General features: G+C 50.4%; 21 protein-coding genes. 13 read left to right on the top strand and 8 right to left on the bottom strand.

Going from position 1 to position 22326, the window contains the following annotated elements:
* Positions 1-592 precede the first annotated feature (592 nt).
* The 5 genes from ACYVJM_RS14620 (at position 593) to ACYVJM_RS14600 (ending at position 6515) form a co-directional block, all read left to right on the top strand.
* Positions 593-1819: a hypothetical protein gene (locus ACYVJM_RS14620; protein WP_461148970.1), complete on the top strand. Its 1227-nt coding sequence runs from the start codon at positions 593-595 to the stop codon at positions 1817-1819.
* 188 nt (positions 1820-2007) lie between these two features.
* Positions 2008-2727, top strand: a complete 720-nt coding sequence (locus ACYVJM_RS14615) for a J domain-containing protein (protein WP_461148969.1) — start codon at positions 2008-2010, stop codon at positions 2725-2727.
* Positions 2728-2754: 27 nt separating this feature from the next.
* Entirely contained in the window at positions 2755-3747 is a 993-nt protein-coding gene (locus ACYVJM_RS14610; RefSeq protein ID WP_461148968.1) for a vWA domain-containing protein, read from the top strand.
* Positions 3744-4559 (top strand): hypothetical protein, encoded by an 816-nt coding sequence (locus tag ACYVJM_RS14605; protein ID WP_461148967.1) that lies wholly within the window; start codon positions 3744-3746, stop codon positions 4557-4559. Before ACYVJM_RS14610 ends, ACYVJM_RS14605 begins: the two co-directional genes overlap by 4 nt.
* 6 nt (positions 4560-4565) lie before the next feature.
* Positions 4566-6515 carry a WG repeat-containing protein gene (locus tag ACYVJM_RS14600; RefSeq protein WP_461148966.1) on the top strand — a complete coding sequence of 650 codons (1950 nt, stop codon included), beginning with the start codon at positions 4566-4568 and terminating at the stop codon, positions 6513-6515.
* Between the two features lie 17 nt (positions 6516-6532).
* On the opposite strand, the gene ACYVJM_RS14595 is transcribed toward ACYVJM_RS14600, so the two are convergent.
* The 4 genes from ACYVJM_RS14595 to ACYVJM_RS14580 all read right to left on the bottom strand — a co-directional run bounded on the left by ACYVJM_RS14595 (position 6533) and on the right by ACYVJM_RS14580 (position 11174).
* Positions 6533-8659: an AAA family ATPase gene (locus ACYVJM_RS14595; protein ID WP_461148965.1), complete on the bottom strand. Its 2127-nt coding sequence runs from the start codon at positions 8657-8659 to the stop codon at positions 6533-6535.
* Between the two features lie 37 nt (positions 8660-8696).
* Positions 8697-9086: a LytTR family transcriptional regulator DNA-binding domain-containing protein gene (locus tag ACYVJM_RS14590; RefSeq protein ID WP_461148964.1), complete on the bottom strand. Its 390-nt coding sequence runs from the start codon at positions 9084-9086 to the stop codon at positions 8697-8699.
* A gap of 882 nt (positions 9087-9968) precedes the next feature.
* Positions 9969-10466 (bottom strand): DUF2231 domain-containing protein, encoded by a 498-nt coding sequence (locus ACYVJM_RS14585; protein WP_461148963.1) that lies wholly within the window; start codon positions 10464-10466, stop codon positions 9969-9971.
* Between the two features lie 78 nt (positions 10467-10544).
* Positions 10545-11174, bottom strand: coding sequence for a DUF4142 domain-containing protein (locus ACYVJM_RS14580; RefSeq protein ID WP_461148962.1), 630 nt, complete (start codon positions 11172-11174; stop codon positions 10545-10547).
* A 521-nt stretch (positions 11175-11695) separates the two neighbouring features.
* Between ACYVJM_RS14580 and ACYVJM_RS14575 the strand changes: the two genes are divergently transcribed.
* From ACYVJM_RS14575 to ACYVJM_RS14555, 5 genes are all read left to right on the top strand, one after another.
* Complete coding sequence (locus tag ACYVJM_RS14575; RefSeq protein ID WP_012928631.1) at positions 11696-11935, top strand: hypothetical protein; 240 nt, start codon at positions 11696-11698, stop codon at positions 11933-11935.
* Positions 11936-12389: 454 nt separating this feature from the next.
* On the top strand, positions 12390-12830 hold the full coding sequence (locus ACYVJM_RS14570; protein WP_461148961.1) for a response regulator: 441 nt from the start codon (positions 12390-12392) through the stop codon (positions 12828-12830).
* Positions 12831-13027: 197 nt separating this feature from the next.
* Positions 13028-13510, top strand: coding sequence for a response regulator (locus ACYVJM_RS14565; RefSeq protein ID WP_461148960.1), 483 nt, complete (start codon positions 13028-13030; stop codon positions 13508-13510).
* A gap of 509 nt (positions 13511-14019) precedes the next feature.
* Complete coding sequence (locus ACYVJM_RS14560; RefSeq protein ID WP_461148959.1) at positions 14020-14847, top strand: FRG domain-containing protein; 828 nt, start codon at positions 14020-14022, stop codon at positions 14845-14847.
* A gap of 47 nt (positions 14848-14894) precedes the next feature.
* A complete protein-coding gene (locus ACYVJM_RS14555; protein WP_461148958.1) occupies positions 14895-15764 on the top strand; it encodes a glycosyltransferase family 2 protein in 870 nt (289 codons plus the stop codon).
* 115 nt (positions 15765-15879) lie between these two features.
* Here ACYVJM_RS14555 and ACYVJM_RS14550 read toward each other — a convergent pair whose 3' ends face one another.
* From ACYVJM_RS14550 to ACYVJM_RS14535, 4 genes are all read right to left on the bottom strand, one after another.
* A complete protein-coding gene (locus tag ACYVJM_RS14550; RefSeq protein WP_461148957.1) occupies positions 15880-16149 on the bottom strand; it encodes a hypothetical protein in 270 nt (89 codons plus the stop codon).
* 36 nt (positions 16150-16185) lie between these two features.
* Positions 16186-17235, bottom strand: coding sequence for a family 1 glycosylhydrolase (locus ACYVJM_RS14545; RefSeq protein WP_461148956.1), 1050 nt, complete (start codon positions 17233-17235; stop codon positions 16186-16188).
* 196 nt (positions 17236-17431) lie between these two features.
* Positions 17432-17620, bottom strand: a complete 189-nt coding sequence (locus tag ACYVJM_RS14540) for a hypothetical protein (RefSeq protein WP_461148955.1) — start codon at positions 17618-17620, stop codon at positions 17432-17434.
* Positions 17621-17709: 89 nt separating this feature from the next.
* On the bottom strand, positions 17710-18201 hold the full coding sequence (locus tag ACYVJM_RS14535) for a hypothetical protein (protein WP_461148954.1): 492 nt from the start codon (positions 18199-18201) through the stop codon (positions 17710-17712).
* A 689-nt stretch (positions 18202-18890) separates the two neighbouring features.
* Between ACYVJM_RS14535 and glf the strand changes: the two genes are divergently transcribed.
* The 3 genes from glf (at position 18891) to ACYVJM_RS14520 (ending at position 22284) form a co-directional block, all read left to right on the top strand.
* Positions 18891-20012 (top strand): UDP-galactopyranose mutase, encoded by a 1122-nt coding sequence (gene glf, locus ACYVJM_RS14530; protein WP_461148953.1) that lies wholly within the window; start codon positions 18891-18893, stop codon positions 20010-20012.
* A 524-nt stretch (positions 20013-20536) separates the two neighbouring features.
* On the top strand, positions 20537-21085 hold the full coding sequence (locus ACYVJM_RS14525) for an RNA polymerase sigma factor (protein ID WP_461148952.1): 549 nt from the start codon (positions 20537-20539) through the stop codon (positions 21083-21085).
* Positions 21086-21282: 197 nt separating this feature from the next.
* Positions 21283-22284, top strand: a complete 1002-nt coding sequence (locus ACYVJM_RS14520) for a type I glyceraldehyde-3-phosphate dehydrogenase (RefSeq protein WP_461148951.1) — start codon at positions 21283-21285, stop codon at positions 22282-22284.
* The last annotated feature ends 42 nt before the right edge of the window (positions 22285-22326 follow it).

The raw sequence follows: 22326 nt of genomic DNA, 5'->3' as shown, positions 1-22326 counted from the left end.
TAGAGCGGCTAGGTTCGTTCCGGTTGTTGGCAGTTCTGTAAGCGCCGTTCTTGACGCCAGGGACCAAAGCAGAGCGTCAGTTCATACAGACCCTGAGTTAAGACAAGTAGCTGTAAGTGTACGGGGAGTATTAGGTTTTTTCACACCTGCCCCGCTGGGATTCGTACCAACTGTATCAACAAGACAGCGTCAATTTGCGGACTATAGTGCCCCTTATGTATTAAGGAGTTTAAGGTCAATGCCTCGTCCAATGTCTGAACCGGACAATCCATTTTCAGCAAACCCTTGGGACTAGTAAAGGCGATGAGCTCCGGTTGGAAACAGTGGGTTTAGATTGATTAATAGTCAGTCGCAATCAGTAACCTCACATAACCAAAAAACTAGCTCGTGATTGGTACAGGAAGTAAACCTTTCAGTCGAAAATTAAGAGATGAGGACGATAAGCCAATCACGACAAACAAGCCGGTGGTACAGATCCGTATGTCCGCAAGCGAAAAAAAGGCGTCTCTCTCTAAATCGATAAACCTAAACACCACCCACCCTACTCAAGGAGTATGTCGATTTAACTTGTACCATTGAACCCATCGTACGTATGCAAGGACCGAAACACAAGCACCGAAGACAAGCAGCCACTTTCATCACACCCTCTGCACCCACCCTGCCAAACCAAATGCCTGCAGTGGTAGCCATGCATTACAGAAACCTGCCTACCATGAATGTAGGTCCTTTAGCCGCTAGATTCATTAGCCCTCCAACACAGGATAGAGAAGCCCTGGTTGTCGTTGACCAACCCATACCTGCGGTCGCCATAGACCATGGCTTACTTCGTGATCAGCTTATTGAAAAAGCCATCCAGTCGGCTCCTGCCAGAAGGAGGTCTATAGTAGGCAATGCCCCTCTGATTATGATGAGTCCACAGCATGCTGCAAAATATCGTCCGGTAGTAGAAATCAGTAAAGAACGCATAAAATTCAAAACCTCTTCCGGTGCTGACCGCGATGCGTATGTGCCTGATGAAATGCGCGCCATTGCGTACGATCCTTTCTTTAACTTTGGTCTACTACTACACGACATAGAAGGGCTGGACCGGGATGTAGAATTGTTTACCAAAGGCTTTATTGACAAGCAACGGATGAAGATGGCCACCGGAGGAGTGGTAAAAATCGTGGCCGGTATTGTTCATGGTGCTACACTAGGGCTAACAGCTCCGGTTACAGGCCCCGCTTTTATAGCCGGTGACTTGCTGGTTACCAATGCGGAAGAAAACCTGAGAGATCGGGGGGCTCCCGACGAGTCGGGCGTAGCTGCGGTGACAGGAGCCAGAGGGGTAGCGGTTGGCGAGGTGGTCAAAGCCGTCAGCCCACACCTTAAAAGTGGGCTATCGCAAATACCAACCGTAGGCGCAACCTTAGCTGCCGGTTTTGTGCCGGTAGCTGGGGGGGTATACAACATAGGGATGGGTGTAAAAGCGATTCACAAAGCCTATAAATATGAAGGCTTCGACTTAAATAAAGAACAGCGGAAGTTGATAATCACAATTCTTTCGGAGACCCGAGAGATCATGGTTGCAGTAGAAGCGCGTGGTGCTGAAATTAATGGAAAATCATACCTGAGCCTGGGTCAGAAAAGGGCTTACTTAGGGGTCATAGAGCAAATCCTCGCGTCTTTGAAGCAAATAAAGGACGATGCGCTCTACGCGATCAAAGAAAATAATCGAGTGATTGCCAAGCGAAAGCTAGATGAAGAAATGGTTTTAGGAGCGAAGGCAGCTGAAGTTGCCCAAAAAGATGCTGAAGAAAGAGCTGCCAGGAGAAAATAATCAAGTGAGGCCTGACGCTTAGCGTCAGGCCTCAAATTTAGCTTTCCGAAGCAAATGAGCCAGGTGAGCTTTTACCTACAAACTTTTCAACTGATGTTCAGCAAATTGCCCAGCTTTCGACAACCTAACCGATGAATTTGCATTCGACAAATTCGAATAGACAAGCACAGCCAACATCAAACAAGAGTGTGGATTCTATATCGTTCGATCAAGTTCAGGTTATCCTCCCCCAACTCACAGCCCTCGAAGCCGAAAAAGTCCGCGCTCAATCCCTCATTGACTCGTACTACCGGCGGTTAAACCACCAACTCAGTGAGCTATTGGGAAAGATTGCTCAATTGCAAGTGCAGCTAACCACCCGGCGGGCCAGTCAGACACGTCGTCGGAGCGATACCGAAGCGGCCCATCAGGCCCGAGCCCACTTTGAGCAAACACAGCAAAGGGTGCAGGAAGCATTGGCGCATGCCCCCGCCGAGCCGGATACAGTTGCCGAAGAAAACGAACTCCGGAAACTCTACCGGCAGGCCGTTGCCCAGGCTCATCCCGATCTATTCTTTACTGAGCCCGATAAACAGGAACGGGCTACGGCCTTTATGGTCCAGCTCAACGAGGCTTATGGCAAGAAAGATTGGACGGTCGTACGCCAGTTGACGCAGCAACTTCAGGACGGCCTGCTCTTTCTGAACGAAGCTACCCAGCCTAATGACCCTGAAGCGCTTCGACAGGTAGTTGAACGGCTTACTCAGCGTAAACAGGCACTTGAAACCGACATCCAGGCCCTCCGGCAGCAGGAAGGCTATGTCATTATGTCCCGGAGCCCGGCAGAGCAGGATGCTCACTTCGACGGGCTGCAAAAAAACTTGCAGGAACACCTCGCTATGCTGGCTCAGGCGCTGGATAGAGTGTAGCTTTGGTTATTCATTGCTACGGCCCTTATGTCGAACCTGTTACCCACCTCTCCGTTTACCTTGCCGCTCCCGGCGCTACAGACAACCTTGCAGCAGGCCCTTCAAAAGCCGATGAAAGACCGCCCGTACACGGCTCAAATCATGCGGCAAAACCCGACGGCGTTTCTGTTCCTGATTGATCAGTCGGGTTCAATGGATGAAATGACTACCTATCGCGAGCAGACGGTGAGCAAAGCCGTGGCCGTGGCCCAAATCATTAATCAAACCCTGTTTGAACTGCTCCTCCGCTGCCAGAAAGGCAACGAAATCCGGCATTATTACGATGTAGCCCTCATCGGTTACGGCGGGCAAAGCAGCGAACAGGCCAATCTGCTCTGGTCGGGAGCCATGACCGGTAAAACGTTCCTGAGCCCTGCCGAACTGGCCCAGGCGACCATCCGGGTCGACGAACTCGCCACGGAGCGGACCATCCGCGGCCGGACCATTGCCGTTACTGAAAAACGGCCGGTCTGGATCGAACCGGTACACCGGCACCGTACCCCCATGAAAAGCGCCCTCTCACTGGCCGAATCGCTGGTGCAGCAATGGCTGGCGGCCCAGGCGGGAAAAGATGTGTATCCGCCCACCATCATAAACATCACCGACGGCGTAGCCACCGATGGCACCGACGAGGATCTACTGACGTGCAGCGAGCGTGTTCGGCAACTGCACACGCCCGACGGTCATGTGTTGTTGATGAACATTCATATTGCCCCCGAACGTGGAAAAGCGGTGCTGTTCCCGTCCAATGCCAGTGAACTCGGCAACGACCCCTACGCCCGCCTGCTTTATGATATGTCCAGTGAAATGCCGCCACCGTATCATACTGACATAGCCTCCCTGTTCGACCTCGACCAGCGACCGGTTTACGTCGGTATGTGCAGTAACGCCAATATGGACGCGCTGGTCAAGTTTATGAACATTGGCACGCCTACCCAGAGTAATCAGCACTTTTCGCACCAGTTGCGTCCCGACTCATGACGACCAGAATCGCATCGGTAGGCAAAGAATTCCCCCTTTTCGACGAGAACGAAGACGCCTGGCGGGTCGACCCGGAGGCCGGCCTCTGGGCAGTTGCGGATGGTGCGGGTGGCACGGGCCTCTACGCGGGCGAGTGGGCCCGTTTTTTAGTCGAGCAGCTTCCCGAACAGCCGTTCAGCGTGATTGACGAGGTGGGCGACTGGCTAAATAATCACTGGGGACGTTTCTTTGATCAGTATCAGGCGCGGGCTGCGGCAAATTACCTGACCGAGTTGAAGTTTATGAACGAAGGGTCCGGCGCCACGCTGGCAACGTTGCATCAACAGGCAGCCTGGCTGCACTGGTCGGTATACGGTGATGCTATCGTACTGTGTTTCAACCCGGCCACGGGGCAGGTAATGGCCTCCAATCCGGCACTGAGCCAATTTACCGAAGCACCCTATTTGCTGAACTGGCAGTTTCCCTGTACAGCAGACGGCTTTCGAAGCGGCCGCTGGCCCCACGAGCCTGGCCTTAAACTGGCACTCTGCACCGATACCCTGGGGCAATACCTGCTCATGGCACATCAGGCATTAGCGGGCGACTGTCATGAACTGGCGGCATTAGCTCAGTTGCCCACTGCCCTGGGAAACCGGGCTCAGATGCACCAAGCATTCTGGGAACCCGCAGCCGGTGGTTTTTCGGATCAGGTTTGGGACCCTCTTTGGCAGGCGATGGCATCGCCGGATTTGTTTGTGCAGCATACCCAGCTTTTACGCACCCGCCAACTGCTTGGTATCGACGATTACACCTGTATCTTGATAGCTTCCTGACCACGCATGTTTCCTTCCATCAGCGAATACATACAATCCATCGAACTGGCCACCGAAACGCTCAGTCGGCTGAATCACCTGGTTCCGGTTCGGAAAGCCGATGGCCAGCTTTATTTCAGCAGTGGAAACTTTGCCGTTGTCTTTCGCATGAACGACCCACAAACGGGGCAACAAATGGCGTTGCGCTGTTTTCTGCGGGATGCCCCCGGACGTCGGGAGCGTATTCGGACCATTGGCCGCTACCTGACAGAGAATCCAGCGGCCTGCCTGATCCCGTTTACGCTCTACCCCAGTGAACTATGGGTCGATACCCGATTTGGCCAGGAGCATGAGTTTGATGTGGTTCTGATGCCGTGGGTCGATGGGCAAACCCTCAGCCAGTATGTGGCCGACTGTTGCCTAAACCAGGAGTCGCAAAAACTTGCCCGGCTCGCCCACCAGTTCGACGAACTGGTTCGCTGGTTACTCAACCAACCGTTTGCCCACGGCGATTTAAAAGCAGACAACATCCTGATCCGGCCCGATGGGCAGCTGGTACTGATCGATTACGACGGCTGTTTCGTGCCCGCACTGGCCGGGCAGGCGGCTACCGAAACCGGCACCCTGCCCTACCGGCATCCGGCCCGCGTGCCTGCCCACTTCGACCGCAACCTGGACGATTTTAGCCTGCTGGCCCTTTCACTGGAGCTCCACGCACTGAGCCGATTACCGGCGTTACGCACCGACACGGATACGTTACTTCTCACCTTGGATCTCGTTCAGGAGCCGTTTCAAACTGACCAATGGAATCTGTTTCGGAAGTTATCGTCTGCTGAGGTTTCTGCCAGGGCCGGTCTTCTGGAATACGCCATTCATTGCCCACCCGGACCCATACCGGGTCTTATGGCGTTATTGCCTGCTCCAAAACCGGCACTGGCAGCAGCCCTCACACGGGTAACGGCAACCAAAACTACCCTTGTTCCGTATCTACAAAAGAAGCAGTGGGGTTTCGTCAATCAGGCGGGCGAACACGTGGGGCCGGGCGAATGGGAAAGCGTGGGCCTGTTTTCTGACGGGCTTGCCCCGGTACGCAAACAGGGACGATGGGGCTTTTGCAATGAAGAAGGTAAATTAGTCATCGATTGCCAGTTCGATGAGGTGCGGGAGTTCAGAGCAGGGGTAGCCGTTGTTCGGCAGTTGGGCAAATACGGGTTCATTGATACAGAAGGCCATCCACGCATTCCCTGTATATATGATGAAGCCGGGCAATTTGCCGAAGGGCGGTCCTGTATCCGTCAAAATGCGGTATACGGCTTCATTGACGAACAGGGCACGCCGGTCATTCCCCCGCAGTTCGACTCCGCCGGGCATTTTTCCGAAGGATTAGCCAACGTTAAAATGGGTGGTTTTTACGGATTTGTCGATGCAACGGGTACACTTCGCATCCCGTGCGAACTACCCTTTGCTCTCCCCTTTTCGGAGGGGCTGGCCACGGTTGAAAAAGATGGTCAGTATGGATTCATCAATCAGGAAGGCAAGCTGGTTATTCCGTATCAGTTCGATATGGCCGGTAATTTCGTTGATGGACTGGCCTCGGTGAAAAAAGCGAGAAAAATAGGCTTTATCAATCTTCGGGGAGACCTCGTCATTCCCTGCGAATTTGACGAGATCCTGCTCAATGCGGTATTCCCGTTCAGCGAAGGATTGGCACTGGTTCGAAAAGGCAATCTATTCGGCTACATCAACCAGCAGGGGCAATTGGTTATTCCATACCAGTTTACCAATGCCGATAATTTTTCGGAAGGATTGGCCGCTGTTCAAATGGGGGATCAATGGGGGTATATCAACCAAACCGGCGAACTCGTCATTCCCTACGCGTTCAGCCATGCCTATCGGTTCCATAAGGGACTGTCGCTGGTTCGGCGAAACAACAGACTGGTTTATATTGACCAAACTGGTTTCGTTTACTCAGATTAACCACAAGGCCATCCGGTTCAGGCTAGTCTGTTAAACAGAGCAACCCACCCCTGAATCGTTTCGGGTTGAAGGCGGGGAACCAGCTTTTCGAACGTCTTAGCCACCTGGCCAGCCAGGGTTAATCGCCAGTCGGACGCCAGCGTATAGCCATTATCGTGCGCAAACTGCTCCATCTGGCGCACAATGGATTGGTTCGGGAGCAGGAGGTAATCAAAATCATCAGTTTGTTTTCCACGATACATGCGGGAAAAATGGCGGGCGAGGTCGTTTGCAGGCAGAAAATCTTCCAGCACTCGTTCGTCTGTTCCGGACTCGCTCAGTGTAATCACGTGCGATGGGGAACTGCTATATGACGTAGTAATCAAAGCACTGGCCAATGCATGTCCCGTACCTGTTCCATCGAGCAGCACGTAGGGTAACGTGCCTACCTGCTGTGCCAGCATCCGCGTTAGGGGCTCCACGCCCTCTACCCCGCCTACGGGTATGAACAACAAGTCTTTTGTTGCCGGATGCGCGCCCGTTTGCAGCAAGTATGATTTTATGAGCTGTAGATAAATCTGGCTGGAAACGTCGTTGACAAGCACCGGCAGACAGGACGTCAGGAGTTGTTCGGATGCCTGCAGGTTCAGCGCGGCCCGAATGGGGTAAAACGACTCCTGCGCTTCGTGCGCCGTTGCCCGATAATCGTCCGATACGACCGAGTTGCCGTCGGCCCCAACGTACAGCATTTTAAGATTACTTAACTCCTGGCTGCCAATCAGGAAAGGCGAGTGCGTAGTATAAATAAGCTGGTTATTGCGGGAAAGTGAATGCAGAAAGGTCAGCAGGTCCTGCTGCGCAATCGGGTGAAGCGACAAACCCGGTTCATCGAGCAACAGAATGCAGTTGGAATGGCCGTTCTCCTGCTCTGCCCGAAAGGTTAAAAAGAAGCTAAAAAACCATTGAAGCCCTTTACTGCGCCCATCCAGTTCGATCTCTTCGGTGCGTTTTTCGTCGCTCACCCAGATTCTGAAATGATTGCCATCGGCCTGGAAACGGAAACGGTAATTCCCCTGTCGCCACCAGTCCTGAAAAGCTTTTGTAAGCTGAGCCGACGCGGCCTGAAGGATAACTTCCCGTTTCTTTTTGTTTTCCCGCTCTTGGTCGACCGTGTTTTCGAGTGCCGTTTCAACGACTGTACTATCGATTCGGCCGTACGAATCGCGGGTGATCACCTTTGTCTGGCTTGTCTCCGACCCTAATTCCAGAATTTCTTCGGGTTTCAGCTGAACAAAATCAAACAGCACCTTCAATGTTCGAACTCTGGCCCGCTCCTTAAAGCCCAGGTCCTGTCGGGTGCTGTTCTGGATAACATGGGGCAAGTAAATTTCGGCGTCCAGATTGCCGTAATCCGTATAATAAACGAATCTCGGCAGTTGATCAATGAACAATTGCTGCTGTTCCGGAGTAAGAACGATCCGCTTATGGGTGAGCAGCCGGGCAATATTTTCGAGGGGTGTTTTTAGTTGTTCGTCAACAAAAAGCCGGAACGTTTGTCGGCGCGAGTATTTAACGGTGATGAACTCATCAAGTTGAGAAATCAGGTTGTACACATCATACTCACCCAGACTTCCCGACGCTGGCAGAAGCGCAATGAGTCGCTCAATGAACTCCCGCAGGTCCTGCGAGATTTCTTCTTTATCCCGCGTTATGAGATCGCTTGTCAGGTATTGCTCGTAAAAGTTGCTCAGTAAGCCATGAATGTATCTGTTTGGATACTGCCCCAGAAACGAACCTGGAAAGTTCACTTCATAGCGCCCGTTATAGTATCGGGCAACCTCCACAACCGATAGAAGTTCGTTACTGTACCCCAGCTTTTCGCCCATTTGAGCTGTCACGGACTCATCCAGCTTAAAGGTTGCCCGAAGGAATGGTTCTTTTCCCGAGCTGGTATCGAAGGTCACATACTGCTTTCGGGGATAATCGGTTAAGGGAACGATCAACTCGCCATTCGAAGGATTCAATTTTTGCAGCGCTATCAACAAGTTCGTTTTTCCCGACTCATTGGTGCCAACCAAACAGGTACAATCGTTAATACGTATCTCGCCCGAGTCGACGATTGATCTAAAGTTAGTGACTCGGAAGGATTGCAATACAAAGGGCATTAAACAGCTGATTTAGACCATAAAAGTAAACTATCTTTTAGGACTGTTTCAACAAATCGCGCTTTATTACCATCCATCGTCGGCGGGAAATCACGATTTCGTCACCGTTGGTCAGACGTACGAACGGCCCCCGGTGGGTTATCAGGATTTTTTGAATGAGGTTTCGGTTTATTATGCAGTTTTGGTGCACCCGGATAAAGTCGCTGTCGGGTAACTTATTCACGTAGTATTTGATGGTATAGGCCATCATCTGTCTACTGCCATCGGCCCACTGCAACCAGCTGTAACCACGCACTCCTTTAATAAGTACAAGGTCTTTGATTGGCCGGGTTTGCCAGCCCAACTTAGTGTCATTTACCCGAAGAAAACTAACTCTTTCCCGACTGGCTGGGATATCGATGCGGTTTTGAACTGTGAAATCAATCATGATGTAGAAATAAAATAGGTTAATTCACTTACCAGGTTAGACATGCCGATCCGCATCTAAGTCTGGCTGACCAATACTCTGCAATCCTACCTACTCACTCCGCTCATCTACAACCTGACCTTGTACAGAGCAGCACGTTGGCTAAAGCTCAAAAACTACAAACCACTTAACCGTATATACGTCATACTTTTGTTTGGCGCAATCAGTGCCAATTCATAAAATTCAGCCCGTATTCATCAAAAAGTTACCGATACCGCCCACGTAGTAACCAAAATGATAATTATAGTTACATATTACTAGCTAAAGAGGCCTTATTCAACTGATATTTACTATCATATTGAATCGATATTCCCCTAACCTCCGGCGAATCGAACTACTGAAAACCAGACGCTACGAATAACTTACCAGAAGTCACTATGTTGCTCTTGGCAGACGCAAATATATAAGCGTAATGGACTGTTTTATATTAAAGAATCGTCCTTTGTATCGATAAAGCAGTATTATATAGTAAGCGGTAGTCATTTCGCTGATTGCGATGACTTTATATGTCTAAAAAGAGAAGTGTGTAAAAGAATTTGTATTCAAAAATTAAGGAGTACATACTTCAATTAGGACGCAGTATGCCGTTTGTTCTACTTCATTGAAATAGGTTAATAACTTCTTACACAACAATTTAATGATTTACCTTTTGGCCGGCCAGCCAAAGCAGGAGAAGAAGTCCTTCATAACTTCTGGCGCGACAAGGCAAACCAGATCTGCTCTGTTGAAAGACAATAGAGCCGCAGGAAACGGGAAGGAGGAATTGGTTTTCAGGAAGAAACATCATCTCGCCGAAGCCGGGAAAACCGGGGTCAGCAGGTACTTAGAATGCCTGGTACGAAGCTATTGGTCCATCTCTCCGGCGGGTCGGCCAGACAGTGAGCTGGGCGCGTTCAGGTGCGCATCCGGATCAACCCCAACGCCCAACCGATCGACTAATTCTCCACCCAGCCAGCCGCTGATTCCGCCCACGGCAAACGCAATGAATGAGCAGATTAAGGCCAGGGTAGGCGGTTGATGGTCGGGTTCGTCGGTGCGGAGCCACCAGCTTAGGCCAAAGAGAAGTAATACGGTTACATTTCCCAAGGCATGAAACAGGCCGATCCGTTTGGCGCGGGTTGCGGCTGGAATAGCAATCCAGTCAATCAGTCCCGGAACAGCCGCAATGACACCCCACAACAAACCGGCGGTTATCATCCAGTAGGCCACCACGGTCATGGTTGAGTTGTCATTGAACAGAAAGATGATGTCGAAAATGACCGATGTAAGGAGTAATCCCAATGGAAAAACCACTAAAATTGGGTGAGCCGGATGACCGGCCAACTTTGCTCTGCTTTCCATGCGTATCGTTTTTACGGATTAGCGGCTGTACCAGACGGTGTCCTGGTGTTTGGCACAGCCGCTACCCAAGCCGATTACTTACATAGCGTTCATGATTTGACGCGCTACTTTCAAATGCGTTTTCACCAGCGGATGAGCCGCTTTAGCTAGGTTTTTCATGCTGGGATCGGTTGCTTTCGACTCCACCATCGACATCACACTATCAAGTTTCTCGTGACCTTTAACCCCGCTTTCGGTCAGGTACAGGCGATCGAAAGACATACCCGTTGCACTTTGCAGCTTGGTCAGTACAGCCTGTGTTTCCGCGTCGGGTGAGGTGGGTAACGTGACACCTTTGGCCGACGCAATCTCCTGAAGTTTGGCCGATAAGCCGGTTTGCTCATCAACTTCTGCCTGTGCCAATGCTTTCACCTGGTCATTGGTTGCGCTCTGCACTGCCAATCGGCTAGCCTCAAGTTGCATCATACCGCCTTTGGCTACCTGCATCATCAGGTCCTGATCGGCCGTAGAGAGTTTGGCGGAGGTTGCGGCCACAGCCGAGACAGCTGCCGCTCCCTTCTTGTTCTGGTTGTCGAATGCCGACATGCTTTCGTTGCCGACCTTACTGGTCGCCCCGCTGTTCATCGTCGAGTTTGTTTGTTGTGCCAACGAGACGTTGGTGAGTGCCAGGACCACAAGCAGGCCCATTGCCATTGATTTAGTGTTCATAACGTTTTTTGTTGATTTACTCCGAATAAGGCTTTTATCTACTTCCGGAACGCCCTATTTGTGTCGGCTGTTTACGCTTTTCGGCGATAGTAAGGTAACGGCAAGCCCGCATACAAACTCGTCTATGCAAAAAACAAGCTTGTTCATAACCCCACCCGAAAGCTACTTTCGTAAGTTACTCAGTCTGAATAATCTCATTACCGACCGGCCTACTACCCTACCCCCAACCGAAACGACCTGATTAGGCAAATCACTAATTGCGAAACATAAATCATAGGGATCATTTGTACCTCCATGCTTGAAAACGGCAACCAATGATACCCGAAGCGACAACCCGAAACCTTAAAAATTTGACGTCCCGGAGAGCAATTCCATCTACTCTTATTAGGCTAATAATGAATGATTTATAAATAAAAAGGAGGAGTAAAATACCTTCCGAATGCGAAGTAAACTGCAAACTTTCCGGGTAGCGGGTAGTTAAATGAGGCAAACAATAACTAAACCGCTCAACGCAAAACACTATGGAAGACGAAGATAAAGAAGCCATCATCCGGGCCAAACAGGCTGTTTCGCCCGCCGGTTTAGGTGACCGATCTGATAAATCGACGACATTACCCGGCAATGACTCGCCCGAAGACACACCACTCAGTGGTATGGATATCAGCCCATCCGACCCGGAAGAGGACGATGACGTAGCCACCACCCACCCCAATCGAAATGCAGATGGTAAGGTGGACATCGGTAAGCCGCCTTATAGCTAAGTACATACATTGTAGAAAAGCGCTTGCATACGAAAGCGCTTTTTTTATACCTACAGGTAAAGGTCAGCCACAGGTAAAAGTAGTCAAATATACCCAGTGCCATTGGTTTGTCAACCGCCGGTTTATCCCCGAACCAGCCCCCCCCCTGCCGACAGAATTTCAGTCAAAAATTTGATGAACAGGTCGCAGCTAATTTTGCTCTCACCGGTCTTACTTTGGTGTTCGCCATCAACATTTTTATTGCTTTTTTCACTACTCATTAGTACCTGAAAATCATCGGTATCAATTCATGTAGAGACACTTAAATCGGTTTTAGTGTTCTTAAACTCACCTTTCAACCTTTTGGCGAGCTGGCAAGAGGTGGACCGTTGCCTTACTTATTTACTTATATACATACTTCTATTCTATTAAATATCTTAATGCCACGAAGCAATTCATTTACGTGTGTATATCGATGAGTCAGGATCAACAAAAGAACTGGATGATGGTGGTAGAAGATCAGGTGGATACATGGCGGTTACTGAAGGGTGCTCTTCGACGAACCTTACCGAATGTGCTGACAGTCGATGCCAGTAATGGCCCCACAGCATTAAGCTATCTGCATGGCTGTTTGGTAGAACGCAGGCCTTTGCCCCGTATGATCCTGATGGATTTATACATGCCGACGCTGGAAGACGGCCTTCAATTGCTTTATACGCTTAAAGAACCAACGTCTGATTACCGTCATTTACCGGTTGTCGTGATGAGTTCGTCAACGGACCCCCGCGATCGGCAGCAAATAACCCAGCGGGGAAGCAATTACCTGACAAAGCCAGTTTCCTATGCCGACTGGGATTCTTTCTTATCCAGTGTTGATCAATATTGGCAAGAGAGCCTGACGATTCCACCTGTCTGACCGGCCATCATTCCCGCACCAAGTGGCTTTCGCAACCACGCCTGTCAGGGTCGGTTTAACGAGTTGGATGGGTGGGCTCAAGCGTTTGGTCCACGCAAATTTCATATAGAAGGGTATAAAGCGGAGCGCAACGTTTTTAATCTATTACATAGACAGATTGTTACTACTAGTAGTCTATTGTCATCTCCCTTATACGTATGAAAAGCAACAATGAACAGGTAAAAATCAAAGCTAATTTCAATCTGGCTAAAGTGCTCGTTATTGATGATAGCGACGACCACTGGCATCTGATCCAGAAGGCCTTGAAAACCTGCCTTCCGGAAGTAGCATCGGTTCGAGCAGCTACCACGGAGCAGGCGCTTACGTTACTGAAAGAATGGGAAACCCAGGAGTGGGAACTACCTAAACAAATACTGCTGGATTTATACCTGCCCGATCGCAAAGATGGCTGGGATATACTAAAGCAAATCAAAGCCATGCCCGCTCCCCTGAATCAAATTCCGATTGTGATGCTTAGTTCATCAACAGACAATTACGATATACTGGAAGCGTATCAGCTTGGCATTTCTTCTTATCTGGTGAAGCCTGGAAGCTACGAAGAATGGCTCGCTTATTTTCAGGAGCTACGCGCTTACTGGTGGGAAACCACTACACTGCCCCCCTTACAGTTTACGGTATAACTACCTATATAGCACTAATTGGCTATTCCTAAAAGTTAAAAATACCATACTCATCGTTTATCGGCACCTTCTCGCCCGATAAACGATGAGTATGGTATTGCCTGATGGTGCCTGTGCTGACCCCTTTGTTGTTTGTGGTCTACGACTACGGGCAGGCTTTATCCGGTCTCTAACCGGCATGAATGACTTATGTAAACTACTCCGGCCAGAGACCGGGTAATTTAAAAGTAAAGTCTCAGACCACGCCCGACAAAGGTTAATAGCATATGACAATACTGTCGGGCACGCGGCAACTGTTGTTGCGAAAACTCTTCTCTTTGGTACGGGTAAAGATGCATACCAACCCATGCAGGTTTCTTCATCGGGATGCCTGCTTCCCGGAGCATTCCTGACCGTAGCCGTTCCCTCACACGTCCGTATTTCGCATGGACCTTCATCCCATCATCGGGTTACGTTAAGGGGGTTAGCGATGCCTAACGTGTTTCCAGTAACGTAAATAAAAGGCGTGTATGCGTGAAGAACGGGCCACAACCTGGGATCAATTGATGGATTTTCTGTATCAAAATGCCTGGACACCATCGCTCAGACGATTCCGCCCTCCGTTTGTGTTTCGGGGAATGGCCGATGAGTCCTTTCTGCTGGATACATCCCTGATGCGGTTGGGAGAAGGCTACCAGCACAGTGAACGGCATTTACTCCGAAACTTCAAAAAATATGCCCTCCGGAATGTTGTCGAGCGGGATTCTTTCTGGTACTGGCTTTCCGTTGCTCAACACCACGGGCTACCCACCCGGCTGATGGACTGGACATTTTCGCCCTATGTAGCCCTGCATTTCGTTACGACTTCGCTGGAGTTATACGATCGGGATGGCGTTATCTGGTGCCTCGATTACCAGAAAGTTCACCAGCAACTCCCTGCATCCCTCAAACAACTGCTCACAAACGAAGGAGCCGACATCTTTACAGTTGATATACTCAGTCATATTCAGTCGCTGAATGATTTTGATCAGCTGGCCGGGGAACCGTTTGCGCTGCTCCTCGAACCACCATCCATCGACGACCGGATCATCAACCAATACGCCTTGTTTTCGGTAGTCTCAAATCCTACCGTCAGCCTGAATCAATGGCTGGAGACGCGCCCCGACATGTACCGAAAGCTGGTGATCGACCACCGCCTTAAATGGGAAATACGCGACAAACTCGATCAGGCCAATATCAACGAGCGCGTCCTGTTTCCCGGTTTAGATGGTCTGAGCCAGTGGCTGCGCCGGCAGTATGTGCAGGCCGACTGCCATCAGCCCATCAATGAGTACCAGAACAGGTTTACAAGACAATAGATACCGATCGCGCATTCTTAAACAAGCACATAACCTGACCAGAACCTATGCTGTCCGTAAAAGATATTACCATTGTTATCATTACCCGAAACCGCGTAGAGACCTTACTCCAAACACTGGGTAAACTGGCCGCCCTGCCCCAGAACCCGCCCATCATTGTGGTGGATAATGCGTCGACCGATGGCACTCACGACCGCGTAAAAGCAACCTATCCGATGGTGACGGTACTGTCGCTCGGCCAGAACAAGTGGTGTGCAGCCCGCAACGACGGGGTTAAACTGGCGCAAACATCCCTAATTGCTTTCTGCGATGACGACTCGTTCTGGCAACCACCCGCGCTGGGCCGGGCAGCCGCCTATTTCAGCAAATACCTGCATCTGGGCGTTCTGGCCGGCAAAATTCTCATTGGCGATCAGGAAGAAGTCGACTCGGTCTGCGATGCCATGCAACATAGCCCCATTATGGACCCTCGTCCGCTGCCCGGCCCGGCGGTGCTGGGCTTTGTGTGCTGTGCCGCCGTGGTTCGAAAAGAAGCGTACCTGAGCATTGGCGGCTTTGACAGCCGGTTTGCCATTGCGGGCGAAGAGCGGATGTTTTCGGTCGATATGCGCACCCATGGGTGGAGCCTGGCCTATGCCGATGATATGGTAGCGCATCATTACCCATCCAAACTGCGCAATCTGGCTCAACGCACGCAGCACATCACCCGCGACACCCTTTGGTACTACTGGCTTCGTCGTCCCGCCTATTACGCCATGCGGCACACAATGCTCATTCTCAAAAAATTGCGAAACGATGTCAACGTACGGCTGGGTTTCCTGCAAGCCATGAAAGCTGCCCCCCAAATCCTGCTCGATCGGCAGGTTGTGCCTCCGGACGTTGAAGAGCAGATTCTGCGCATTGAAAGTTTTTATTGACCTCGGCTAACTTCTTTATAACTACGCTAATTCCAGCTCTTCTTCTCGGCTGGTTACCGGGCACGGTGCCATCACGGTGTTTTTTGTGTTGGCAGCCGGGACCAGGCCCGAGTCTTTACTCAGCGGGGGTGCTCAGTAAAGACTCGGGAAGGCAGTAGATCTGAGCTTCAGGAGTTTGCCACCACCCCGGCCCAGATGGTACCAGCAACTTAATGGGTTCCCCGGCTGCCAACCGCTTCAGCATAGCGACCAGTTCGGTAGGTTCCGGGCTACCGCTGCCCACGTTAAAGACGCCCGGTTCATGGCGATCTTCCCGACGGGTGAGCAGGCAATGCCAGTCATACATGCACATGATTGCCCAGACCGTTACGGCCAGGACATCCACACCGGCATCCTGCGCCTGTTGCGCTTGCTGCCAGAGTTAACCTAACCACCGCATCTGTTCTTCCGGCCGATCGCCCAGATGGGCTTCCGTTACTACAATAGGCAACTCGTACCGCTGCCACGCTTCCTGCAGCAAGCTGGCTAAACCGGTACGCTGCTCCGGGGCGGCCCGTACCACCTCCGTATCGGCGTACCGATGCTGGCCGTTGCCCCCGTGCAGATGAGGTGGATAATGCTGGATACGGTGATCTATATACCGCTCACTCGTCACGTAATGGTTAACCCCGATTACGGATGGCGGGCAGGCCTGTTCAACCAGATACCACAAATCGGCTTCTGATGCGCCCGACTCCCGCAAATACGCCCATAGCGGGTGGTGGGGCGTTACGCGCCCGCAGAGTAGATCCCAGCCAAGCCATCGACGCTCGTTTTCGAGTTCGGCCTGATAGCTAAGGAGAAGTGTACTATGAGTTTTGCCCAGATCATCGGTCTGAATGAGTTGAGCGTTGGGCTGTACGGACCTGATTTCAGCCATGACCCGGATGGTGGCGCGACACTCGCGCAGCAGCAAATCCACAAAAGCCCGATTCGATCGACCGTGCGGATACCAGAGCCCATAGAGTCCCCCAAAGCGGGCGGTTGTCAGGGGTTCGTTGATGGGTGTGTAAGCATCAACCCAGGGATATCGTTCGGCTACCTGTCGGGCATAGCGAGCCAGTCCGTATTCGAAGGCCGGGTCGTCGTACGTGGCGTAACGTGGACCACAGCCGTGATGCACCAACCCGATGATGGGCCGGATACCTAGTTGACGCAGGCGGTTAAGGCGTTCGTCGGGCCACGACCAGTCCGGTTTATCGGGACGATCCGGGGCTGTACGCTCCCATAACACAGGGTAACGAAGGGCACTGATACCCAGGTCGGCAATTAGATCCAGATCGGTCAGCCGATCATGGTGCCCACTGCGCACGGTCTGGTCCTGATACTCATCACCTACCCGGTTAACGGTACATTCCAGACCGCCCCATAAGGCCAACTTGTTTGGTAGAGGTTTATTCAGCGTTTCCCGAATTAACTTTTGATTGTTCATCGGCTATTGGCCAGCGGCTGCTCGCTAGAGCCTACTGCCTACCCCTTTGTTTGGTTTGATAAACACCGGTTTTCCTATATACGTTTACGGATAGGCAGGCCTTGTTAGGCAATGGCCTTACCAATTCGTCAGTAAATACACGATTGAGATGCGCTCTTTTCAACGGTACAACCAGTCCTAAAAATGAGCTTGTCCGTTAGGTGTTGCCGCCGGATACGGTCTCCGGTCCCATTTCATTAGAACCTGCAGCAGTAGCCTCGTCATCGTCCTTCAGATCGCCAGCGGTGTCGAAGTCCTCATCGGTTCCAGCGGTATCGATCACGCGGGCACCTGCATCGACACCACCTCCGTCGATTGGGAAATAAGTTCTGATTTGTGTTTGCATAGTCTTTTTGAAACGTCCCCCGATGGAATCACACGCGGATGTGGGGTGATTCCATCGGGGGACGTCTTTATAATCGGACACGCGTTGCCCTATTTTTCAGGAGGAGTGCTGGTCGACGATGAAGAAGAGCTGTTGCTGCCATTCTGGCTGCTGCTATTCCGTTTTGCTTTCCGGCCGCTTCGGCCCTGACTTTGAGACGAGCCCTGTGTGGTTGAACCAGACTGACCAGAAACCGAACTGCTGCCCTGGTTGCCAGTGCCGTATGTGCTCGAACCGCTACCCGTTGTACCGCTGCCGCTAGTACCCGTACCCATTGTTGAACCGCTGCCCGACGTACCTGTACCCATCGTCGAACCGCTGCCTGTGGTACCCGTACCCATTGTTGAACCGCTGGTGCCCGATGTACCAGAGCCCGTTGTTGATCCACTGGTACCCGACGTACCGCTTGTTCCTGATGTGCCAGAACCTGTATTGGTGGTGGTGCCATTCGATGAACTGCTGCCCGAATTCGTTGTCTGCGCCTGTGCGCTAAAGGCTGCTACTGTCAGTAACATGGCCCCCATCATCACGATCTTTTTCATTGGTCAAACTAATTTATAACGTTGTTAATGAACAGGGGTTTAACGCCTAATTGGGGAAGATAGGCTTACCGGCAAGCGTGATAAGTGAGGTAACGGTACGGCTTCACTTTCCGGCAAAAAAAGCCGGTGTAAATCCTAGGCTGACCAATAGATAAGCTAAAAAATAAGCTGGTTATAAGCCGTATACAATAAACCGTTTGTCGAACAACGAAAACAGCTAACAATCAGCCAATCAAGTATATCTCGCAACTCCTCTGGCAAGGCGGGACCGTTGCCTTATTTTTTCTGCAAATTTCAGAGCCACATTACACCTTTCGTTAGTTAGTATAGATAGTGTGTTTGTAAGCCAGAGATAAAACAGAAGAATGCCTCAGCTAGCAATTGTTAATAAGCGTTGTTACACTGGTGTCAATTTGTTCGGCGGTATCTCCTTTCAGTTACAAAATTTCGCTAGTGAAGTCACCACCCAGCCACGGGGCAGTAACCTCTGCTCTCCATCTGGTTTGGTTATCCGAGCAAAGCTACCCATTTTTGTACCTGCCTCTACAACCTCTACTCTATTGTACCAGTACCAGTTCGATACAAGTATCGGCTGACTTTTTTGTTTAAGGTACGGGTACATAGCAATCAACTTTCACGTTCCGGTTGCTTTACGCTGTGTTTCACTTAACGCTTTACGTTTATACTATATGCATTTCGATTATGTCATTGTTGGTGCTGGCTTTGCCGGTAGCGTGTTGGCCGAACGCCTGGCAACGCAGGCTGACAAAAAAATCCTGATTATTGACAAGCGTCCACACATCGGTGGCAACGCCTATGATTGCCTGAACGAAGATGGTATTTTGATTCACCAGTACGGACCGCACATTTTTCATACTAACTCCCCTGAGGTTGTTACTTATCTGTCGCAGTTTACCGAGTGGCGGCCTTACGAACACCGCGTGCTTGCCTCCGTAGATGGCCAGCTGTTGCCCATTCCGATCAACCTCGATACTGTCAATAAATTATATGGGTTTTCATTTACCTCCGAAGAACTAGCCGACTATTTTGCGTCGGTAGGTGAACCCGTCAAGGATATCAAAACCTCCGAAGATGTCGTCGTCAGCCAGGTAGGACGCGACTTATACGAGAAATTTTTCCGGGGCTATACCCGCAAACAGTGGGGCGTCGACCCATCTGAACTCGATAAGATGGTGACCTCCCGCATCCCTACCCGGACCAATCAGGACGACCGCTATTTTACGGATCAGTTCCAGTGTATGCCGTTACATGGCTACACCAAAATGTTCGAAAAAATGGTAGCGCATCCCAACATTCAACTGATGCTGGGTACCGATTTCAAAGAGGTGAAAAATGAGCTTTCGTACGACGAGCTTATTTATACGGGTCCTGTCGACGAATACTTTGACTTCTGTTTCGGCAAACTTCCGTACCGGTCCCTGCGCTTCGATCACCAAACGGTCGATGTAGAAGATTACCAGCCCGTTTCGGTAGTCAACTACCCGAACGATCATGCTTATACCCGTATTACGGAGTACAAAAAGCTAACCGGGCAGGAGCATCCGAAAACGAGTATCACGTTCGAGTATCCACAGGACGAGGGCGATCCGTATTACCCGGTTCCAAGACCCGAAAACGCGGCCTTATATCGTCAGTATAAGCAATTGGCCGACGAGCAGAAATCCGTACATTTTGTTGGCCGACTGGGCACCTATCGTTATTACAACATGGATCAGGTAGTGGCTCAGGCGCTTACCCTCTATAAGAAGTTAGTGGGCGCGGATTCGTTACAGGAGGCCATAAATTCCTGAGTTTGGGGCGTAGTGAAGCGGTAAAACGGTAAAGGGGGGAGCGGGCAAATGGCCTTACTCCCCCCTTTACCGTTTTACCGCTTTGTATTTTATTAAACGAAAGCCCGGACAAGCCCTCTCAATTGCTTGATTTGTTTTGCCTATGTAGATTCTTTAGGCAGAACCAGTTCTGCCTCAGCCCGCATTTATATGTAGATACCAATCAACCTGACTAGGCCAATTAAACTATATGCACGCAAATGAGTCTTATAATCTAAAGGATAAATTATACTATAATCATCTAAACATTTGTTTAACAAATTGACTGATTAGTAACCTTTTATATTTTCATAATGGACACATTATGCTACCATAGTGCATATAAAGAAGATATAAGTTTACGGTTTATTACCAAAAAATGGGCAAAATCAGCTATTCATCGAAATTTGTTGTCATCAACCAACATTTACACACAAATTAGTGTCATAATAAAAAATAAATAAACCCCTATCCGCAAGCGTTAACTTATGAAGTTCACTACAACGATGAAAAGACAACTCAACGACGAAGAATTAATCAGACAACAACTTAGTACTAACCCAACCGCTTGTTTTGAAGCACTCTACAAGCGATACGTGGGTAAAGTCTATAACCGATGCCTTTCGATAACGAAAGACACTGAAAAAGCGGAAGACTTTACACATGATATTTTCATCCGGACTTTCTCCCGTCTGGATCGTTTTCAGGAACGATCAACCTTCTCTACCTGGCTCTATTCCATTGCCTATAACTATTGCATGGACCAGATTAAAATATCCAACCGTCTGCCAATCAAATCCTTAGACGAAGATCTGACCCATCAGTTTGTGGATATGAATGATTCGGACCTGTTTGAAGAGCGTGCATACCATCTTGCCAAAGCATTAAGTAAAATAGCGACTGAAGATGTTACACTTCTGCAAATGAAGTACCAGCAGGGGCTGGATATCAATCAGATTGCCAAAGAGCTCGATTTAAATGTGAGCGCCGTAAAAATGCGGCTGAAACGCTCGCGCGAAAAAGTCCGTCGCCTATATATTCAAGCTGCTTATTAGGCTGGGGCAGGTGGGCCGACTTGCCTTGCATACGAGTCATGATTTTGGGTTCCTGCCAAACAACTACCAGACAACGTAGTTGCTTAGGTACGGGAGCATTTTAAAAACTGCACCGCCAGGGTACACCCCGCCGGTGCAGTTTTTTGTTATTGCTGTTCGTATAACATACCAGAATCAAATCTCTATTCCTGCTTCGTATGGCAACAATCGCTTTGCATGGATTTGGCCGTATTGGCCGACAGTTTCTGCGCGTTGGCTTGCAGAATAACTTATTCGTACCTGTTTCTATTTCCGACATCCGGGACGAGCCCACCTTGGCCGCTCTCTTCGCTGTCGACACAAACTACGGTCGCTGGCACGAACCCGTTTCCGGCAGCGAAGGCAAGCTAACCATTGGTGAGCGAACCATTCCGTATATTAATTCATCCAAAGATATACCAGACTGGAGCGCTCTGGGTGTCGACCTTGTGATTGACTGTACCGGTCGTGCCACTACCCGGGCGGGGGCACAGGCTCACCTCGATAAAGGTGCCAAATACGTGCTCATCAGCGCCCCCAGCAAATCGCTGGACGACTGCGATGCGGTGTTGCTGAAAGGCATAAACCTGGATACTTTCGATCCGGCCAACCACCATATTGTCAGCATGGGTAGCTGCACAACCAATGCCCTGGCGGCCGTTGTAAAGGTCATTCGGGAAAACTTCGGCATTCAGTACGGCCTCTTTTCAACGGTTCACTCGTATACCAATACCCAATCCTTAACGGACCAGCCGATGAAAGACCGGCGTGACTCCTGGGCCGCAGCCGAAAACATCATTCCATCATCGTCGGGAGCCGCCAGAGCGTTGCAATTCATCTGGAAAGACCTTAAGATTACGGGCAAGGCGTACCGGGTACCCACGCGTACCGGCAGCATTGCCGAACTGAATCTTATTACCGAGAAAGACTGTACGGTGCAGGAAGTGAATGATGCCTTCCGCAAAGCAGCCGCAGAAGGCCCTTTGAAAGGAGTAATGGATACGCTGGAAGACGAATGGTCGTCGGCCCGCATTGTTGCCGACCCCCACTCGTCCATTATTGACTTACCGCTTACGGCTAAAGAAGGCAACCTGTTGTCTGTAGCAGCCTGGTATGATAATGAATGGGGCTTTTCAAACCGATTAGCTGAAGTAGCGGCTTTTATTGCCGAACGAATTTAAGCAAAAACGCGCCCTGCCGACTGCTGGAGACAAACTTAAGGA

It is taken from the genome of Spirosoma pulveris (genome assembly GCF_054781875.1).
This window is presented reverse-complemented; position numbering and strand designations above follow the sequence as displayed.